Annotated in this window: 18 protein-coding genes; 10 read left to right on the forward strand and 8 right to left on the reverse strand. The window is 48.6% G+C overall.

Features of this window, described 5'->3' with window-relative positions; all coding sequences use genetic code 11:
• Positions 1–5 precede the first annotated feature (5 nt).
• The 5 genes from J3999_RS08495 to J3999_RS08515 all read left to right on the forward strand — a co-directional run bounded on the left by J3999_RS08495 (position 6) and on the right by J3999_RS08515 (position 4,703).
• Complete coding sequence (locus J3999_RS08495; protein ID WP_208127475.1) at positions 6–731, forward strand: RNA polymerase sigma factor FliA; 726 nt, start codon at positions 6–8, stop codon at positions 729–731.
• A gap of 67 nt (positions 732–798) precedes the next feature.
• Complete coding sequence (locus J3999_RS08500) at positions 799–1,185, forward strand: chemotaxis response regulator CheY (protein ID WP_202984561.1); 387 nt, start codon at positions 799–801, stop codon at positions 1,183–1,185.
• Between the two features lie 95 nt (positions 1,186–1,280).
• Positions 1,281–1,934, forward strand: a complete 654-nt coding sequence (locus tag J3999_RS08505) for a protein phosphatase CheZ (RefSeq protein WP_208127476.1) — start codon at positions 1,281–1,283, stop codon at positions 1,932–1,934.
• A gap of 142 nt (positions 1,935–2,076) precedes the next feature.
• Positions 2,077–4,176, forward strand: a complete 2,100-nt coding sequence (locus J3999_RS08510) for a chemotaxis protein CheA (protein ID WP_371811876.1) — start codon at positions 2,077–2,079, stop codon at positions 4,174–4,176.
• Between the two features lie 23 nt (positions 4,177–4,199).
• Positions 4,200–4,703 (forward strand): chemotaxis protein CheW, encoded by a 504-nt coding sequence (locus tag J3999_RS08515; protein WP_208127478.1) that lies wholly within the window; start codon positions 4,200–4,202, stop codon positions 4,701–4,703.
• A 16-nt stretch (positions 4,704–4,719) separates the two neighbouring features.
• On the opposite strand, the gene J3999_RS08520 is transcribed toward J3999_RS08515, so the two are convergent.
• From J3999_RS08520 to J3999_RS08540, 5 genes are all read right to left on the reverse strand, one after another.
• The gene (locus tag J3999_RS08520) at positions 4,720–5,016 is read right to left on the reverse strand and encodes an EscU/YscU/HrcU family type III secretion system export apparatus switch protein (RefSeq protein WP_208127479.1); all 297 of its coding nucleotides are present in this window, start codon (positions 5,014–5,016) and stop codon (positions 4,720–4,722) included.
• Positions 5,017–5,052: 36 nt separating this feature from the next.
• Positions 5,053–5,331 (reverse strand): lipid asymmetry maintenance protein MlaB, encoded by a 279-nt coding sequence (locus tag J3999_RS08525; RefSeq protein ID WP_208127480.1) that lies wholly within the window; start codon positions 5,329–5,331, stop codon positions 5,053–5,055.
• Between the two features lie 53 nt (positions 5,332–5,384).
• Complete coding sequence (locus tag J3999_RS08530) at positions 5,385–5,744, reverse strand: response regulator (protein WP_173285426.1); 360 nt, start codon at positions 5,742–5,744, stop codon at positions 5,385–5,387.
• A 69-nt stretch (positions 5,745–5,813) separates the two neighbouring features.
• Positions 5,814–6,347 (reverse strand): chemotaxis protein CheW, encoded by a 534-nt coding sequence (locus J3999_RS08535; protein WP_173285424.1) that lies wholly within the window; start codon positions 6,345–6,347, stop codon positions 5,814–5,816.
• 137 nt (positions 6,348–6,484) lie between these two features.
• Positions 6,485–7,513, reverse strand: a complete 1,029-nt coding sequence (locus J3999_RS08540; RefSeq protein WP_208127481.1) for a hypothetical protein — start codon at positions 7,511–7,513, stop codon at positions 6,485–6,487.
• Positions 7,514–7,690: 177 nt separating this feature from the next.
• Between J3999_RS08540 and J3999_RS08545 the strand changes: the two genes are divergently transcribed.
• The 3 genes from J3999_RS08545 (at position 7,691) to J3999_RS08555 (ending at position 11,183) form a co-directional block, all read left to right on the forward strand.
• On the forward strand, positions 7,691–8,518 hold the full coding sequence (locus tag J3999_RS08545; protein ID WP_208127482.1) for a protein-glutamate O-methyltransferase CheR: 828 nt from the start codon (positions 7,691–7,693) through the stop codon (positions 8,516–8,518).
• 56 nt (positions 8,519–8,574) lie between these two features.
• On the forward strand, positions 8,575–9,687 hold the full coding sequence (locus J3999_RS08550) for a chemotaxis response regulator protein-glutamate methylesterase (RefSeq protein WP_208127483.1): 1,113 nt from the start codon (positions 8,575–8,577) through the stop codon (positions 9,685–9,687).
• Between the two features lie 230 nt (positions 9,688–9,917).
• The gene (locus J3999_RS08555) at positions 9,918–11,183 is read left to right on the forward strand and encodes a methyl-accepting chemotaxis protein (protein WP_243755395.1); all 1,266 of its coding nucleotides are present in this window, start codon (positions 9,918–9,920) and stop codon (positions 11,181–11,183) included.
• Positions 11,184–11,259: 76 nt separating this feature from the next.
• On the opposite strand, the gene J3999_RS08560 is transcribed toward J3999_RS08555, so the two are convergent.
• The gene (locus J3999_RS08560) at positions 11,260–11,529 is read right to left on the reverse strand and encodes a hypothetical protein (protein ID WP_208127484.1); all 270 of its coding nucleotides are present in this window, start codon (positions 11,527–11,529) and stop codon (positions 11,260–11,262) included.
• A gap of 94 nt (positions 11,530–11,623) precedes the next feature.
• On the opposite strand from J3999_RS08560, the gene J3999_RS08565 reads away from it, so the two are divergent.
• The gene (locus tag J3999_RS08565; protein WP_208127485.1) at positions 11,624–11,956 is read left to right on the forward strand and encodes an NGG1p interacting factor NIF3; all 333 of its coding nucleotides are present in this window, start codon (positions 11,624–11,626) and stop codon (positions 11,954–11,956) included.
• A gap of 422 nt (positions 11,957–12,378) precedes the next feature.
• Here the strand turns inward: J3999_RS08565 and J3999_RS08570 are convergent, their stop codons facing one another.
• Positions 12,379–13,104 (reverse strand): FKBP-type peptidyl-prolyl cis-trans isomerase, encoded by a 726-nt coding sequence (locus tag J3999_RS08570; RefSeq protein WP_208127486.1) that lies wholly within the window; start codon positions 13,102–13,104, stop codon positions 12,379–12,381.
• An 80-nt stretch (positions 13,105–13,184) separates the two neighbouring features.
• On the reverse strand, positions 13,185–14,135 hold the full coding sequence (gene trxB / locus J3999_RS08575; protein ID WP_208127487.1) for a thioredoxin-disulfide reductase: 951 nt from the start codon (positions 14,133–14,135) through the stop codon (positions 13,185–13,187).
• A 511-nt stretch (positions 14,136–14,646) separates the two neighbouring features.
• On the opposite strand from trxB, the gene J3999_RS08580 reads away from it, so the two are divergent.
• Entirely contained in the window at positions 14,647–17,682 is a 3,036-nt protein-coding gene (locus tag J3999_RS08580; protein WP_208127488.1) for a DNA translocase FtsK, read from the forward strand.
• Positions 17,683–17,688: the final 6 nt, after the last annotated feature.

The raw sequence follows: 17,688 nt of genomic DNA on the forward strand, positions 1-17,688 counted from the left end.
CGATCATGACCGGGGCGCACATCTACGAACAGGTACAGAAGCAAGCTCAACCGAAGGTGAAAAACCTTGAGGATTATCTTCCTCTGGTGAAACGCATTGCTTACCATCTCAAGGGTCGTTTGCCTGACAGTGTCCAGGTCGATGACTTGATTCAGTCGGGAATTATCGGGCTGATTGAGGCGTTGCAGAAGTTCAGCGATAATCACGGCGCCAGTTTCGAAACCTATGCCGGCATCCGTATTCGCGGTGCTATGCTCGATGAAATCCGTAAGGGGGACTGGACGCCGCGTTCGGTGCACCGTAAATCGCGTGAGATCAGCGAAGCGATTAATGTGGTTGAATCGCGTCTTGGTCGCGAAGCACATGATCATGAAGTGGCTGAAGAGCTGGAGATGAGTCTTGAAGAGTATCACAAGGCTTTGTACGACACCAATTCGGCTCAGTTGCTGTCGATAGATCAGCCAGATCATGACGAGCTTGCGGAAGACCGCATGGTCGGCAACGGCCAGACGCCGCTTCAGGAGCTGGCTAATGACAATTTCCAGCAGGCACTGGCCGAAGAGATTGAGAATCTCCCGGAAAAAGAGAAGCTGGTAATGGCTCTGTATTACGACGAGGAGTTGAACCTCAAAGAGATCGGGCAGGTTTTGGATGTCAGCGAATCTCGGGTCAGTCAGATTCATTCGCAGGCGATAAAACGGATCCGTGCACGTATGGATGCCTGGCTGTGATAGAATCAGCAAAATTTTTATGGAATATAAACGAAAGTAAGGAAAGCAGATGCAAATTAATCGAGATATGAATATTTTGGTTGTTGACGATTTTTCGACAATGCGTCGAATCGTCAAGAATTTGCTTAAAGAGCTTGGTTTTAGCAAGTTTGACGAAGCGGATGACGGCGCGACCGCATGGCCGATGATCCAGTCCGGTAAGTACGATTTTATTGTCAGTGACTGGAATATGCCGGAGATGACTGGAATCGAGCTGCTACGCCGAGTTCGTGCCGATGCGCAGTTAAAAGATACCCCTTTTCTTCTGATTACCGCCGAAGCCAAGCGCTCACAGATTCTGGAAGCGGCTCAGGCCGGTGTTGACGGTTATATTGTCAAGCCTTTTACGGCAGCGACTCTTAACGAAAAAATCCAGAAAATCTTCGAGCGCGTTGCTCAGCGTCAGCAAGCTTAATAATTCTTATAATAAATATACAGATCGAGCCTGTCCTTTCCAGGCTCAATGCGGGTTGTTTGCTGTTCTTTCCATAACCCTCAGGAATTTAATTGATGACTCAAGCCTCCCAGAATAATCCCCAACTCGTTTTGGCCAAAGACCTGGTTAAAGCGCTGGAATCGGGTGATCAGGCGACTGCCCGTGTATTGACCCAACAACTCGCCGCTCAAGATGACAAATCCATGTATGAGGAAGTTTCCTCTCTTACCCGTGACCTGCACCAGACTCTGGACGAGCTGGATCATTTACCGCTTCTGATGCAGACCAAGCACGATATTCCGGATGCCGCCGAGCGTTTGCAGTATGTTCTCGATACGGTCGAGGAGGCCAGTAACAAGACATTGACCAGTGCCGAAAACAGTCTGGCTCTGATCGAACAGATTATGGGACAAAATCCGTCGAGCGACATTGCGGTCGCGCTGCAGAAGCTGCAAGACGAATTGAATAACATTATGCTGGCGCAATCTTTTCAGGATCTGACCGGACAGGTTCTGAACCGGGTGATTTTGATTATCTCTTCGCTTGAACAGAGCTTGATCGCTCTGATTCAGGACGCCGGTCACGACTATAATGCGATTCCTGATAAACCGAAATCGGAGCAGGAACTTGAGAAGGGGATCGGTCCGAATGTCACACGTGAATCCAAAAAGGACGCGCTTGCTTCACAGGACGACGTGGACGATCTACTGAGTGATCTTGGTATTTAGTCTTAAAAACTCTGTTTGGCATATTGATTGCTGTTTCATTCCTAATAAGAAATTATTGCCGGTTTTCAGGCAATGGAAGAGCGCAGCGCGAACAGCGTAACCGGTTTGCCGCGCTTCTCAAGTTTTAACAGAGGGTATGATCGTGGATGAAGAAATTTTAAGCGACTTTTTGGTCGAAGCATCTGAGTTGGTTGACCAGTTGAACGAACAGCTGGTGGAGCTTGAACAGTCTCCGACCGATGCGGATTTGCTTAATGCCGTTTTTCGCGGTTTTCATACGGTCAAAGGCGGTGCTGGTTTCCTCGGAATTACGCCGCTGGTCGAAGTTTGCCACAGAGCGGAGAACGTCTTTGATAAGATCCGCAATGGCGATGTTTCCTACGATGCCGTTGCGGCAGATGTTATTCTACGGGCGTTTGACGTCATTTCCGATTCCATTGAAGCTTTGAATGCCGGTGAGCGTGATCTTCCGGAAAACGATCCGCAGTTATTGGCCGAGCTTGATCAGTTGACTAAAGGTACGGCTGCCGAGCCGGTACTTGAACAGCCTGTTCCGCAGGCCGCTGAGCCGGTTAAAGATGTCTCTTTGCAGCTTCCTGAAGGGGTAGATCCGGACGGCGAAATTACCGACGATGAATTTGAAGCGCTGTTAAACCAGCGTGATTTCCTGCTCAGTGATGGGGACCAGTCGAACGCGTCATCGCAATCTGCAGATGTCAGTCTTGTATTGCCAGAAGGTGTGGATCCCGACGGCGATATTACCGATGATGAGTTTGAAGCTCTGTTAAATCAGCGTGACCAGCTCCAGCAATCCCCAGCGGCGCAAGCCGCTTCATCAACTGTCGAACTGAAATTGCCCGAAGGAGTGGATCCTGACGGAGAAATTACCGACGACGAATTTGAAGCCCTGCTGAATCAGCGCGATCTGATGTTGCATGAAGATGATGCGTTTGAGGTTCCTCCGGTGAAAAGCGCGCAACCGGCTTCTGCTCCGGCCGCTCCCGCAGCCCGAGCAACACAAGCCGCGGCACCGAAGAGTAACAGCGCTTCGGCTCCGAAACCTCCGGCCAAGAGTAATCCCGAATCTACCGTTCGCGTCGATACTCGTCGACTGGATGAGATCATGAATCTTGTCGGGGAACTGGTTCTGGTGCGTAATCGTCTTCTGACTTTGCGCGGCAGCAGCGGCAGTTCGGAAGAGATTTCGAACGCGGTGGGGAATCTGGATCATGTCACTACTGACTTGCAGGCTTCGGTGATGAAAACCCGAATGCAGCCGGTTAAAAAAGTATTTGGCCGTTTTCCGCGTGTTGTTCGCGACCTGGCACGAAAGCTCGGCAAAAAGATCGATCTCGAGCTCAAGGGTGAGGAAACCGATCTGGATAAGAATCTGGTCGAAGCTCTGGCCGATCCTTTGGTTCACTTGGTTCGTAACTCGGTGGATCATGGCGTTGAAATGCCTCAGGATCGCATTGCTGCCGGCAAGCCGGAAACCGGGCAGGTGATTCTGGCTGCGGAACAGGAAGGCGATCATATTCTGCTGTCGATTACCGACGACGGAAAGGGGATGGATCCGGATGTATTGCGCCGTAAAGCGGTCGAAAAAGGATTGATGGATGAAGTGGCAGCGAATCAGCTGGATGATAAATCTGCATTTGAACTGATTCTTTCCGCCGGTTTCTCGACGGCCGAGCAGATCAGCGATATTTCCGGCCGCGGAGTCGGTATGGATGTGGTCAAGAATATGATCACCAAGCTCAACGGCAGTATCGATATTCACTCGGTTCTTGGTCAGGGAACGCAAATCAGTATCAGAGTACCTTTGACCTTGGCCATTCTGCCGACGCTAATGGTTGCATTCGGCGAAGACAGCTATGCCATTCCGTTAACCAGCGTGCAGGAAATTTTCGATTACGACGCTTCAAAGACCAATAAAATCGACGGTCAGAGAATGGTGCGGTTGCGCGATAAAAGTATTCCGTTGTTTTTCTTGGATGAATGGTTGTCGCCGGGAAGCAGCAAAGAAAGTTATGACGACGATAAAGTCGTAATTGTTTCCATCGGAAATCAGAGAGCGGGACTGGTCGTCGATCAGGTAAACGGGCAGGAAGAGGTCGTGATCAAACCTTTAGGGGTTATGTTGAAGAAACTTTCCGGTTATGCCGGAGCGACCATTACCGGTAACGGTAATATTGCATTGATTCTGGATCTCCCCGGTGTGATTCAGCGCTTCCAGTATTAGTCATAAATAATTTGAGGTGATTTATGCAAGTTAGCGGTAGTAGAGGACTCGTTAATAATGTCTCGATCATGAACGATATGGATGAAGAAGACTTTATGGGGCCGAGCGTCCGTTGTGTGATGTTTGCTCTTGAAAATGAGACTTACGGAATACAAGTGAGCAAGATTCGTGAAGTCTTGCGCGTAGGACAGATCAGATCCGTTCCTGGGGCAAACCGTCAGGTTTTAGGCGTAATCAACGTACGCGGGGTGATTGTTACCGTAGTCGATACGCGGATTATGTTCGATATGATGCCGAAAGAGATTGATGATCTGTCGCGGATTATTATTGTCGAACTGGATGATGAGCGGACGGTTGGGATGCTGGTGGACTTTGTGATGGAAGTCAAAGATATTCCCGAGAAGAAGTTCGAAGCGCTGTCATCGACAAAAGATAATGCTTCACGTCATATTCAAGGGATTGCCCATTATCAGGATAGTGTCATTATTCTGGTTGATGTCGATACCATTTTTGCCAATCACGAATAAATTCGTCACGACTTCGCTATAAATCTTCCGGCTTATGCGGCAGTTCTTTGCCGCTGACTTCATATGCAAACAGAAGAACCTGTGCTACTGCCGCATAGAGCTTTTCCGGAATTTCCTGATCCAACTGAACCTGACCGAGCAGAGCGACCAGTTCGCTGTCCTGCTGGATCGGAATATGGTGTTCTTTTGCGGTCTGAATAATCTCTTCGGCAATATAGCCTTGGCCTTTGGCAGTCACTTTCGGCGCGCCGTCTCCGTCGTATTGCAGAGAAACCGCCTGGGTTTGCGGTGGCGTATTTTGGGAGGAGGGCATTGCTGAGCCGGTACGGCTGAGGAAAAGTAGTGGTGTTTAGGCGTTCAAGCGCAGGATCGCACTTAAGCCTAATTTATCGGCGGAAGTAACCAGGGTTTCTGATGGCGATTCCCAGCGAATGCTTTTCCCGTTGGTTTCAGCGGTTTGAATCAGCATCAGCAAGGATTGCAGTCCGGCAGTGTCAATCGTATCGACAGCCGCAGCATCGATAATAATATCGTTTTCCGCCTCATTGAACTGGGCGTTCAGTTGCGCAAACTGTTCTTCAATCTGGTTAATGATCAGACTGTCGTTCAAAGTAATGGTAGAACTCATCATTAAATCCTTTGTCAGGTCAATTAAATGGCAGTTTCGCAACCGGTAGGGGGTTAAAGGACGCGTCCGATAACCGAAAGCAGTTTTTCAGGGCTGAAAGGTTTAACGATCCAGCCGGTTGCACCCGCTTCCTTACCTTTGGTTTTCATGTCGCCGGAGGATTCCGTTGTCAGACACAGAATTGGTGTGAACTTGTAGTTCGGCATTGCGCGCAAGGCGGTGATTAATTCAATGCCATTCATATTCGGCATATTGATATCAGTGACTACGAGATCGAATTGGTTCTGTTTGGCAATATCCAGTGCTGCTAAACCGTCTTCCGCTTCCGTGACGTCGTGTCCGGCCGATTTCAGGGACATGCTAACCATCTGTCTCATTGATTTTGAATCATCCACTGCTAAGATTTTTGACATCCTAATCTCTCTTTTTGCTTTCAATCAAATGATTTTTATTGTCGTATGATACGGGCCTTAAAACAAGGCCTATTCAATATTAAGCGATTTTTTTATCGCCGATAGAATGCCGTCGTTAATCAACTGGTCGATATGCAGGATAATGACCATCTTATCCCCCACTGTCGCCAATCCTTTGACGTATTCCGTATTGATCGTGCCTGACATCGACGGGGCCGCCTGCAGCGTCTGCTGGCTGACCGAGTGTACATCCGAGACGCCGTCAACCACCATTCCGATAATCTTGTGACTGCCGTTGGTGTCTTCGGCGCGAACAATCACCACGACGGTCGAGTCGTTATAGGTGATGTTGTCCAGCCCGAAGCGGACTCGGAGATCGACGATCGGCACAACTGCGCCACGAAGGTTGATGACACCCATGACATAGTCGGGTGTGTTCGGAATGTCGGTGGTTTTTTCCCAGCCTTTGATTTCCTGTACTCTCAGGATATCGACGCCATATTCTTCATTCCCCAGAACAAAACTTAAAACCTGATCATCATCGGAATGGCTTTGATCAATCTGTTCCTGAATATCGTCCAGGTTTTTTTCCGCGTTTTCCATGCGCAAAACTCTTTTAGTAATGGGATTTAGGGTAAATTAACCGATTACCCACTAAAGGTCTAGGGGTATAACGGAACTGAATGAAAATTTATCAGACGACTTGATTTGCCACAAATTACGCCGGAGGCTGACCGTACTCAGATATGAATATCGATCAGGGCGACTCTTTGCCCCTGTTTACTTTGTTCCGGCGGTGAGGGCAGGAGTCGCAGATGGACGCTTTGCAGATCCAACGTCTTTAATAAGTCATGCAGTTGCGGGATCTTGCTTTCGATTCTCTTGCCAAGCGTATCGTTTTGGCACCAGATGCCGCAGTATAAATTTTCTTCGGCATCAAAACTGATTTTGCTTTTCAGTTCACCGTCTGCGGTCTGCAGATTGACAAAAACCTCCCAACGATTGCCTTTGTCCGTACGCTTTTTTCTGAACTCCAGCTGATCGTCGATGGTTTGCGGGTTCGGGGGCGTGAATTCAAAACCGATCACCTCTGGGTTCTGGTACAGTTGCAGCTGATTGAGGGTTATTTTGCTGATTGCCTGATCGCTTAATTTGCTGGCCAGTTGGGTTGCTGCGTTCTGTACGCCGCTACTTTGCTGGGTCAGCTGTTTGAATTGCAGCAGTTGTGCTTTGAGGTCTTGCTTGAGGGCATTGTTGTCGGGTTTTCCCTGTAACAGTTTGGACTCCAGGAAAAGCCCGCTGTTATTGAGCTGGTTTCTGAGATCGTTGCCTGAATTCGCGCTAAGCGGTTTGCGTAGCAGTTCGAGTAAAGCGGCTAGCGGAGGCTGAAGCTGACTGGGCAGCTGGTTCAGGAGTTGTGTCAGTTGCTGGCTAATCTGGCCGAGAGGTTGCTGATTAGCTAGATGTTGACGGATTGCCGTCTGAATCACTTCCTGTGGAGAGACTGTTGATTGTGGGCGTTGGGCGATAGCCAGAACCAGAGAAGGTTGAGTTTGTTTGACGCTGAGTTGCACCTCGCCTGTCTGCAGTCCGCCTACTGTTGTGCTGGCAGTGAATACATTCTGTCCTACGCGTAAGGTCACTTCCTGACCGCTGATTTTTTCAATCGAAGCGTTAAGTATCTGCCCGGTTTTAAGGGAGGCGAGCAGGGATTTCTGAAGGTCCGGAGCAAGTTGACTTGAGTTAAGATTGTGGGTGATTGTGAGCATTATTAACCCCGGATTTTAAGGTTTTTGTCAAAATTATCCCGTTAAGCGGCCATTTGCGGTCGGCTGGATATGTAGAGCTTGTCGAAAAGCGATCTCCAATAACCTTTCGCAAGCATACCATTCAACGTTAACGGAGCAAAATCCGTTAATCAGGAATTGAGAGGGCGGGTAAATATCATGGATGAGCGCGAGTTTGTATTTACCGATAAAGAATTCGATAAGATTAAAAAGATCGTCTACGACTTTGCGGGGATCGATCTGAATGAATCCAAAAAGAATCTGGTGTATAACCGGCTGGCGAAACGAATTCGATTTTTGGAAAAACAAAGCTTCAAAGAGTATCTGGACTTTGTTGAGAAGCAGGGTGAGGAAGAATTCGTTCATCTGATCAACGCGATTACGACCAATCTGACCTTCTTTTTCCGCGAGAACCATCATTTCGAACATTTGGCGCAATCGGTTATTCCCGAGTTGTTGGAGAAAAATGCCGACAAACGTAAGATACGGGTCTGGTCGGCGGGCTGCTCGACCGGAGAAGAGCCTTATTCCATTGCCATTGTTCTGAAGGAAACGGTGCCGGCCGGTTGGGATGCCAAAGTGATTGCGACCGATCTGGATTCGAATGTGGTACAGACGGCGGTCAATGGTATCTATAATGTCGATCGTTTGAAAGGGATGGATCTGGATCGTAAAAAGCGTTGGTTTATGAAGGGAACCGGTGCGCGAGAAGGGTTTGCCAAGGTGAAAAAAGAACTGCAGGACATTATCGAGTTTTCCCAGCTGAACCTGATGGCGGATTGGCCGATTCGCGACGCAATCGATGTGATCTTTTGCCGTAATGTGGTTATCTATTTCGATAAACCGACTCAGGCGCGTCTGTTCGACCGCTATGCAGATCGTCTGCCGAACGGCGGCTACTTATTTGTCGGTCATTCGGAATCACTGTATAACGTCTGTGATCGATTTGAATTGCTGGGAAAAACGATTTATCGCAAAATCCGCTGATAACTTACGGATTTAAGTGGTTTTTGGCGTGATAGAAAATTGAAAAGGAATTTCATATGTCGGTAAAAGTATTGATTGTCGATGACTCCGAACTGGTCAGAAAAATGCTGACCGAGATGCTCGGTTCCGACCCGGAAATCGAAGTGGTCGGAACGGCTTCCGATCCGTATGACGCGCGCGAAAAAATCAAACTGCTGCATCCGGATGTGCTGACGCTGGACGTGGAAATGCCGAAAATGGACGGTGTGACTTTTTTAAAAAACCTGATGCGTTTGCATCCCTTGCCGGTTGTCATGATTTCGACACTGACCGAAAAGGGTGCTGACGTAACTTTTGAAGCGATGGATCTCGGAGCGGTTGATTTTGTTACCAAGCCGAAAATCGATCTTCATCATACTTTCGAGGACTATGCTTTCGAGATCAGACGCAAAGTCAAGACGGCATCTAAAGTAAGTCGTTACATGCTGGAACGCCAGTATGCGCGCTATGTCTCTAATCAACAGCGTCAGCCGGCGGTGGCAACTGTTTCCTCTCCGGAAAAATATACCGCCGACGCCGTCTTGCCGAAAAAGACTCCGTCCGTTTCCAGAACCACGACAGGCTTTAAGTTAATCGCTTTAGGTTCTTCAACCGGTGGAACCGAGGCGATTAAGGAAATTTTATTGCGCCTGCCAGCTGATTCGCCGCCTATCGTGATTACTCAGCATATTCCGGCTGCATTCAGTGCACCTTTCGCAAATCGTATGGACAGCATTGCGGCCATGACGGTACATCATGCCGAAGACGGAATGCCTATTGAAAAAGGCCATGTGTATATTGCGCCGGGTGATAAGCATCTTTTGGTTATGCGCGAGGGAAGTCGTCTGGTTTGCCGCTTGAATGACGGGCCGCCGGTTAACCGTCATAAGCCCTCTGTGGATGTGATGTTCCGTTCCGTTGAACAGGCGGTGGGAACCGGGACGGTCGGAGTGATTCTGACCGGAATGGGCGCGGACGGAGCTCAAGGTCTTAAAGACCTGCATGAACTAGGCGTTAAAACGGTCGCTCAGGATGAGAAAACCAGTGTCGTGTGGGGAATGCCGGGCGAATCGGTCAAAATCGGCGCGGTCGATTTTGTTTTGCCATTAGAGCAGATTGCGCAGAAAATTCTTGAGCTTGGAAGCCGTTAGCCGCTCTTTACCGGCAATGCCATACGCTAAAGCGGTACGGTTCATTGACGGTTATTTGTCTTAGGGTTGCCGCTGCATGCAAGAGTGCAAGTCTGCAATGCAGTGCTTTTTGCCGATACACAGAGATCTTATTAAGAAAAAACATTTAATTTTAAATGGCATAATCCGTGCTTTATCTTGATCGTTGACAAAAGGCGCTTATTAAAGCCGGATACAAAAGGAAAAATGTCATGCTCGATTTAGCCAGAGCCTATTGGATACCCTTGACGGTAACCGTATTGGCCATTGTTTTAAGCTTGTTTGAGAACACGGTTGTCAATGTACTGATGATTGTTGCGCTCTCTGCAAGCTGGTTTTTGGTAGCGGCAAATCTTGCCAAGCAAGAGGAGCGGCAGTTAAAAACGCTACGTCGACGCCAGGCGTTGCAGGAAGCGGCAGGCACATCGGTGTCCGCTTCTTCTCAGGTTGCCGAGGCTGTGTTGAAAGCGACTACTGCGGATGAGACTCTGCAGGTGGTGATGAAAGATGTGGATGCGGTAATCGAGCGCGAAGTGGAAGTGGTGCGCGGCGAACTGGTTCAGGTGAAGGATCTGGTCGCCGAAGCGATTGAAACGCTGAACAGCAGTTTTTCCGGTTTGCATCAACAGACGCGTGCGGAATACGAACTGGTACTTTCGCTGCTGGACAATCTCGGCGGCGAGGGCAGTAATCAGATGTCGATTCAGAAGTTCTCTTCAGAAATTAAATCGGTACTGCAGTACCTGATCGACCTTCTGACCAATGCTTCCGAGCGTAGTAAAGAGACCGTCGATAAAATCGATGACATGGTTGGACAGATTGAGGCGATTTTTAACCTGCTTGAAGATGTCAAAGGGATTGCCGATCAGACCAATCTTCTAGCGCTTAATGCGGCGATCGAAGCGGCACGCGCCGGTGAAGCAGGGCGCGGTTTTGCCGTGGTCGCCGACGAGGTTCGCAAGCTGTCGCTGAATTCCAATATCCTTAACGAGCAGATCCGCAAACAGGCGGAAAAAGCGCGAACAACGGTTGATCAGGTACGTAATATCGTCAGCGAAACCGCCAGTAAAGATATGGAACATGCCGTTTCTTCGCAACATAAAGTCAGTAGTATGCTGGGCGACCTGTCGGCGATGAACGACGGTATCTCGTCAAAACTGGGCGATGTTTCCGGAATGATTACCGAAATCGAAACCAGTGTCTCCAATGCGGTCCGTTCCCTTCAATTTGAAGATATTGTCCGACAGTTGGTTGAGCAGACGATGAATCATCTGGAACAGTTGAATCAATTCTCTAGAGAGATCGGTGAATTCCTGGAACAGAATCAACTGCAACCGGCGCAAAGCGAAGAAGAATACCGTGCGCGTATTGATCAGTTCCGCGAGAAAATTCATGCTAAACGTCAGATGATTGAGGAATCTCGTATGAGTCGAGTGAATACCGAGTCGATGGATGAAGGTGAGATTGAACTCTTTTAAAAATAAGAAAACTTTATAGTGATTCAACTTAAGCCCCTTAAGCCCCGTTTATACGGGGCTTTTTGTTTTACCGGCCTTAACGGACTTCCATATTCCCCATATGGGTGTTCCAGAAGCTGCCGAAAATCAGGCTGAAAAAGATGCCGGTGGCAAATACGATATACCAGTAACGACGCATTTTTTGGGCTGCATCGCTTTCATTTTCCGGCCGGTCTTTAAAGAAGATAATCATAAAACCGATCGCGGAGATAAAACCGGCGATATTGGCGAAATAGTGGTTTTGGGTCAGCAGTGAGGCGATGCCTAACATCAGAATACCGGCATAAGTCGCTAATAAGGTTCGCATAGTGTTTAATGTCTCCATTGTCTTTTGGGTGGCACTATTGTAGTGAATAAAGTCCGCGTTTGGGCAAATTCTGGAAAACAGGGGAGAAGATAAAATGGCTTTTTACCACTTTGCTTTTTATGTTCCTGAATCGCACCTTCAGGAGGTTAAGCAGGCGATTTTTGATGCGGGCGCGGGTGTGCAGGGAGATTATCGCCACTGTGCTTGGCAGGTTCGAGGACAGGGGCAGTTTGAACCGTTGCAAGGCAGTCAGCCGTTTATCGGCAGTCAAGGACGTCTTGAAGTCGTGCCGGAATATAAGGTTGAAGTCTATGTTGTGCAGGAGAAGATTAAAGCGGTTTTGCAGGCCTTTTTTGCCAGTCACCCGTATGAAGAACCGGCCTATTATCTCATCGAAAGCATGGATGCAAGAGACTGTCTGAATTGATGCGAATTGTCAGGAAATCTTGATCTATTATAAAAATAACTTATTGATGTTGTGTAGGTGGGGATAAATGTATGTAGTTAAGTATGTATAATCTGTTGAGTCATTAAGAATTTATTCATACTTTTTAATATTAGAGGATGTTGATATCTGGTTCGGATTCGATTACTATGACAACCGTTGTTTCATTACAACACTCCTCTAAAAGAGCTAAGATTGTTCCCTTTATATGGAACCCCCCAAATAAATTCTTGTAAGTTGTTTGGGGCTTTTTTTTCTTCGCACGGCTCTTACTCTCAACTTTACCGAATTGATTTCCTCTACAGATTGCCTATCGCTGTTTGTGTGTTTTTCATGCATAAAATACCTCCTTAAATCCTAAGACTTAAAGAGGTCTGTTGGTTTTGCCGACGGAGTGCTGGTTACTATTTTCCGAAAGAGATCAGTTCGATAGTGAAAATCAGTGTTTCGTTCGGGCCGATCATGTCACCGGCGCCTTTTTCGCCGTAAGCCAGTTCCGGCGGAATAACCACTTCCCATTTATCTCCCGGTTTCATTCGCTGCAGAATTTCTCCCCAACCCTTAATCACGTCGGATGCCCGGATTCTTAATGCTCGTCCGCGCTTATAGGAGCTGTCAAAGACTTTTCCGTTGATGAATTTTCCTTCGTAGTGCGTGAAGATGTTGTCTTCAGGTGTTGGAGACTGACCTTCTCCCTGTTGCAGAACTTTGTATAAGATACCGCTTTCGGTCACCAATACACCTTCCTGCTCCGCGTATTTCTGACGGAACTCATTTCCTGCCAAGGCATTCTTTTCCGCCTGGATTTTTCTTTGCGCAGCCTGTTCGGCCTGCATTATTTTTTTGGCTTCCATGACCGCTGTATTCATCTCCTCCGGAGTTAAAGCAAGCGGCCGTTGCTGCAAAGCGTCATCCAGACCCATGGCCAGGGCTCGGGCGTCGATTTTAAGACCTTGTTTGGCCAGGTTTTTGGCGAGATCGACGCCGAGTGTGTAGCTCGCCTTCTGTTCTAAGGTGGTCAACTCCGCTTGAATCGCTGGTGTGGAAGTCTGAGTATGCTCGTCGGCCTGGCCCAGAGAAGGCATAGTAATGAAACTGAAAGCGGCAAAAACCGTCATCGTTAAACGCATGTCGATTCCTTTTTTGAGTGTCGAATTTAATGAAGACAATAAAAAACCACCGTTTAAGGTGGCTTGTAACAGGTTCGAAATTATTCCTGGTTATCCAGATATTTTTCCGCGTCCAGTGCCGCCATACAACCGGCCCCCGCTGAGGTGATCGCCTGTTTATAATGCTGGTCCATAACGTCACCGGCGGCAAAGACGCCTTCGATTGATGTCTGGGTCGCGTTGCCCTGCAATCCGCTCTGTACTTTCAGGTAGCCGTTTTCCATTGCCAGCTGGTCTTCGAAGATGCCGGTGTTCGGCGTGTGACCGATGGCGATAAAGACGCCGGCAACATCAAGTTCCTTGCTCTCACCGCTTTGGTTATTTTTAATGCGTAGACCGGTGACGCCCATATTGTCGCCCAGTACTTCTTCCAGTTCGGAATGGAATTCGATTTTGACATTGCCATTTTCCGCTTTTTCCATCAGGTGTTTGGCAAGAATTTTTTCGGACGAGAACTGGTCACGTCGGTGAATGACGGTGACTTCAGAAGCGATATTCGAAAGATACAGCGCTTCTTCAACAGCGGTGTTACCGCCACCGACGACAGCGACTTTTTTATTGCGATAGAAGAAGCCGTCGCAGGTTGCGCACGCGGAAACCCCTTTACCTTTAAAGGCTTCTTCGGATTCAAGGCCCAGGTATTTTGCCGTGGCGCCGGTGGCGATAATCAGTGCGTCGCAAGTGTATTCTCCGCTGTCACCGATTAATTTAAACGGTTTCTGGGTCAATTCAGCGGTATGGATATGATCGAAAAGAATTTCCGTGCCGAAACGTTCCGCATGCTTCTGCATGCGTACCATCAAATCCGGGCCGGTAAGGCCTTCCGGGTCACCCGGCCAGTTATCGACTTCCGTCGTTGTCGTCAGCTGGCCGCCTTGCTGCATACCGGTAATCATCACCGGTTCAAGATTCGCGCGGGCAGCGTAAACCGCTGCGGTATAGCCTGCAGGACCTGAACCTAAAATAAGAAGCTTACAGTGTTTTGCTGACATAGAAATTCCTTTAGATTTTATGCGTTTGGTTGTTGAACGATTCCAAGATAACTGTGATTTGTATCATGAAATGGTATGGATTGCCATTTTACATGTGATCTCGGTACTTTTCTCTTTAGGAAAACTGCGCACAGCCTTAAAATTTCCGAAGAGTACGGGGCTTCCAGCATCGGAAGCTGAAAACATTAGGAGTTATTCGCAGGTTTCCAAGGTTAATGTGCTAGAATTTTAGCAGTTTTCCGGGGCCTATTGCTGTTTTCTGACGGCTTTTACAACCGCTTTTTGGATATTCGATTTGTAAAATTGCGGCGCAATTTTTCGCATATTAAATGAAGGCCCTGATGTGCGCTTTTTCGCAATCAAAAAAGCCCTCGTGCGGATATGCTAAAAGAAGCACAACAGGAGTCTTACCGGTTGTTTGCCATTTATTGGTTTCACTCTGCAGGAAAACGGACAGGGCGTTATCTGCCCGAAAAATTGTTCATTTGATGAGAAAGTAAAAGTAGATACTGTGCCATTAGATCAAACCAGTCGTACTGCGATTAAAATGTCTGCCGCACGTCGTAAGAGTGCGGCCATGAAAGCGAAAGTTAAAGACAAGCCGCTCGGGGATACGGAGGAAGGCATGCAGGATGGTATTGCCGATCAGGATCGAATGACGGCTGAACTCAGCGATACGCTACGCGAGGCCGAGAAGTACGCCAAACCTTCGGGTGTCGGCATGTCTTACTCCTGGGTATTTAAAGATGTTGTTCTGATTTTCTGCATCCTGTTTGCAGTTTTTCTTACCATTGTTCTGGTCGGTTACCATCAGGACGATCCGGGATTCAATTCTTCCTCAATGAGCAGTGAAATCCAGAATTACGGGGGCAAAACCGGTGCCTGGATCTCTTCTTTCCTGTTGGCGGTATTCGGTGTATTTGCTTATCTCATCCCGGTCGGAATTCTGCTCGCTGGCTGGTTCACTCTGCGCCTACCGTTACGGGAGGATGAAGGCGAGATCGATTTTTATCGATTCTTTTTCAGTCTGCTTGGGGTTCTGCTGATGGTCAGTGCCGGAGCAGGGATGGCGAACCTTTTTCTGCATCCGGAGGTTTTTTCCAATGAACTGCCGTTCTCTCCGGGCGGCATCTGGGGCAAGGTGTTAAGTAACCAATTGGTCGAGTCTCTGGATCTTTTGGCAACGACTTTGATTTTGCTCGGAACCTTCGCCATTTCCATTAGTTTGCTATTGAGTCAGTCGTGGCTGACCATTCTTGAGGTCACGGGACGCCTGACACTGAATCTTATCGAGTGGAGCAAACAGCAGTGGCAGAACCGAGTCAATGAATCTGAAAAATGCCAGAAATTAATTTGTCGTTTACGCGATGCGTTGTTGCCTTTTGCCCGTGAAAAAGCCGCTATGGCCGCAGATGTTTCCGGTTCTGAGGATGCTTCGTCGGTTAAGAACGTTAAAATTCTGCGAAACGAGTCGAGTGCTTCGACCTCAGCAATCTCTCAGGAAAAACCGGACTCAAGTAATGGTCGTCTGCAAAACATCAAATCGGCATTGTTTAATACCTTGAGCGGTCTGAAGAACAGAGGGAAACCGGCAGCGCATCCGATTGTCGAAGATAAGGTTATGCCGCCGATCAATCCGGATGATCCTCTACCGCAAGCGGATCGGAAGCCTGATATGCAGAACGAATTTAAGCCAAAATCCGGACCTGAACCCAGACCCGAATCCAAAGCGGCCGAAGTTTCTGCGGTTTCTTCACCGAAGGCAAGTGCCTCTGAGCAGGCCGTGCCGTCGCGGGATATGCCGGTTGTGCCTGACAGTGCCGCAGTTGCTCAAGCAGAGACGCAGTCTCCAGACGATTTTGAACTGACCCCTTATATTGAAGAGGGAGAGGGTAGCGATGCCAGCGTGCCAAATGCGGCTCATTCCGCAGCGGATACTGCACAACAGACTGCGGATGCGACCAAGCCTGGGCGTGAAGACGGTTCAGCTCCAGAAGTGAAGTCCTATAATCGCGATCCGAGCGCTTATCATCAGCAACATAATATGCAGTTGCCTTCCTTGGAATTGCTGGATCCGTACGAACCGGATGAAGACGGTTTCAGTGAAGAAGAGTTGACCGATCTGTCTTTACTTCTGGAACAGCGCCTGGCGGAGTTCGGAGTTAAGGTAACGGTCGAGTCGGTGCAACCGGGGCCGGTTGTGACCCGTTTCGAGATACTGCCGGCTCCTGGGGTCAAAGTCTCTCAGATCAATAACCTGGCCAAGGATCTGGCGCGCGTTCTTTCCGTTAAATCGGTGCGTGTCGTCGATGTTATTCCCGGGAAATCGGTAGTCGGGATCGAAATTCCCAACGAGAAGCGCGAGATCGTCAGTTTCCGTGATGTTCTCTCTTCGGGCGAATTCCTGAAGTCGAAGTCGCCGTTGAGTATCGCGATCGGTAAAGATATTTCCGGTAAACCGGTGGTGGCGGATATTGCCCGCATGCCGCACCTTCTGGTCGCAGGGACGACGGGTGCCGGTAAGTCGGTCGGGGTTAACAGTATGATCCTGAGTATGTTGTATAAGAGCACGCCTCAGGAAGTCCGTCTGATTATGATCGATCCGAAAATGCTTGAACTTTCGGTATATGACGATATTCCGCACCTGCTGACACCGGTGGTAACCGATATGAACGATGCGGCGAATGCGCTGCGTTGGTGTGTTTTTGAAATGGATCGCCGTTATCAGTTAATGGCTAAGATGGGTGTGCGTAATATTGCCGGCTTCAATATGAAAGTGCAGAAAGCGATCGATGAAGGTAATCCGATTATCGATCCGCTGCATCAGCAGGCCGCCTCTTTCGGGCATGATAAAGCGGAAGCGCCGCCGACCTTATCGCCTTTACCTTATATAGTGGTGGTGGTCGACGAATTTGCCGATATGATTATGGTGGTCGGTAAAGAGGTCGAGCAGTTGATCGCCCGTATTGCCCAGAAAGCGCGTGCCGCCGGGATTCATTTGATTCTGGCAACACAGAGACCGTCTGTGAATGTTATTACCGGTCTGATTAAAGCGAATATTCCGACGCGTATCTCCTTTATGGTCAATACCAAAATCGATTCCCGTACCATTCTTGATCAGGGGGGCGCCGAGCAGCTTCTTGGGATGGGGGATATGCTTTATCTTGCGCCGGGATCGGGATCGCCGAAACGTGTGCACGGTGCCTTTATGAGTGACGAAGAGGTCATCCGTGTCGCCGAGTTTGTCAAATCTCAGGGCGAGCCGCAGTATCTGCAGGCCATTACTCAGTCGGCGGAACCGGAAGAAACAGACAAAAGTGGCGGCCCGAAAAGCGCCGAAGACGACCCACTGTATGACCAAATCGTGAATTTTGCGATCGAAAACCGCAAAGTATCGGTATCGCTGATTCAACGCCAATTCTCGATTGGTTATAATCGCTCGGCACGAATTGTCGAGGCGATGGAGCGTTCCGGATTGATTTCAACTTCGAAAACCTCCAGTGGCCAGCGTGAAGTATTGGTCGGAGGTGACCATCTGCGCGAATAACGAGAT

The organism is Thiomicrorhabdus sp. 6S3-12, assembly GCF_017571475.1.
Classification (GTDB): domain Bacteria; phylum Pseudomonadota; class Gammaproteobacteria; order Thiomicrospirales; family Thiomicrospiraceae; genus Thiomicrorhabdus.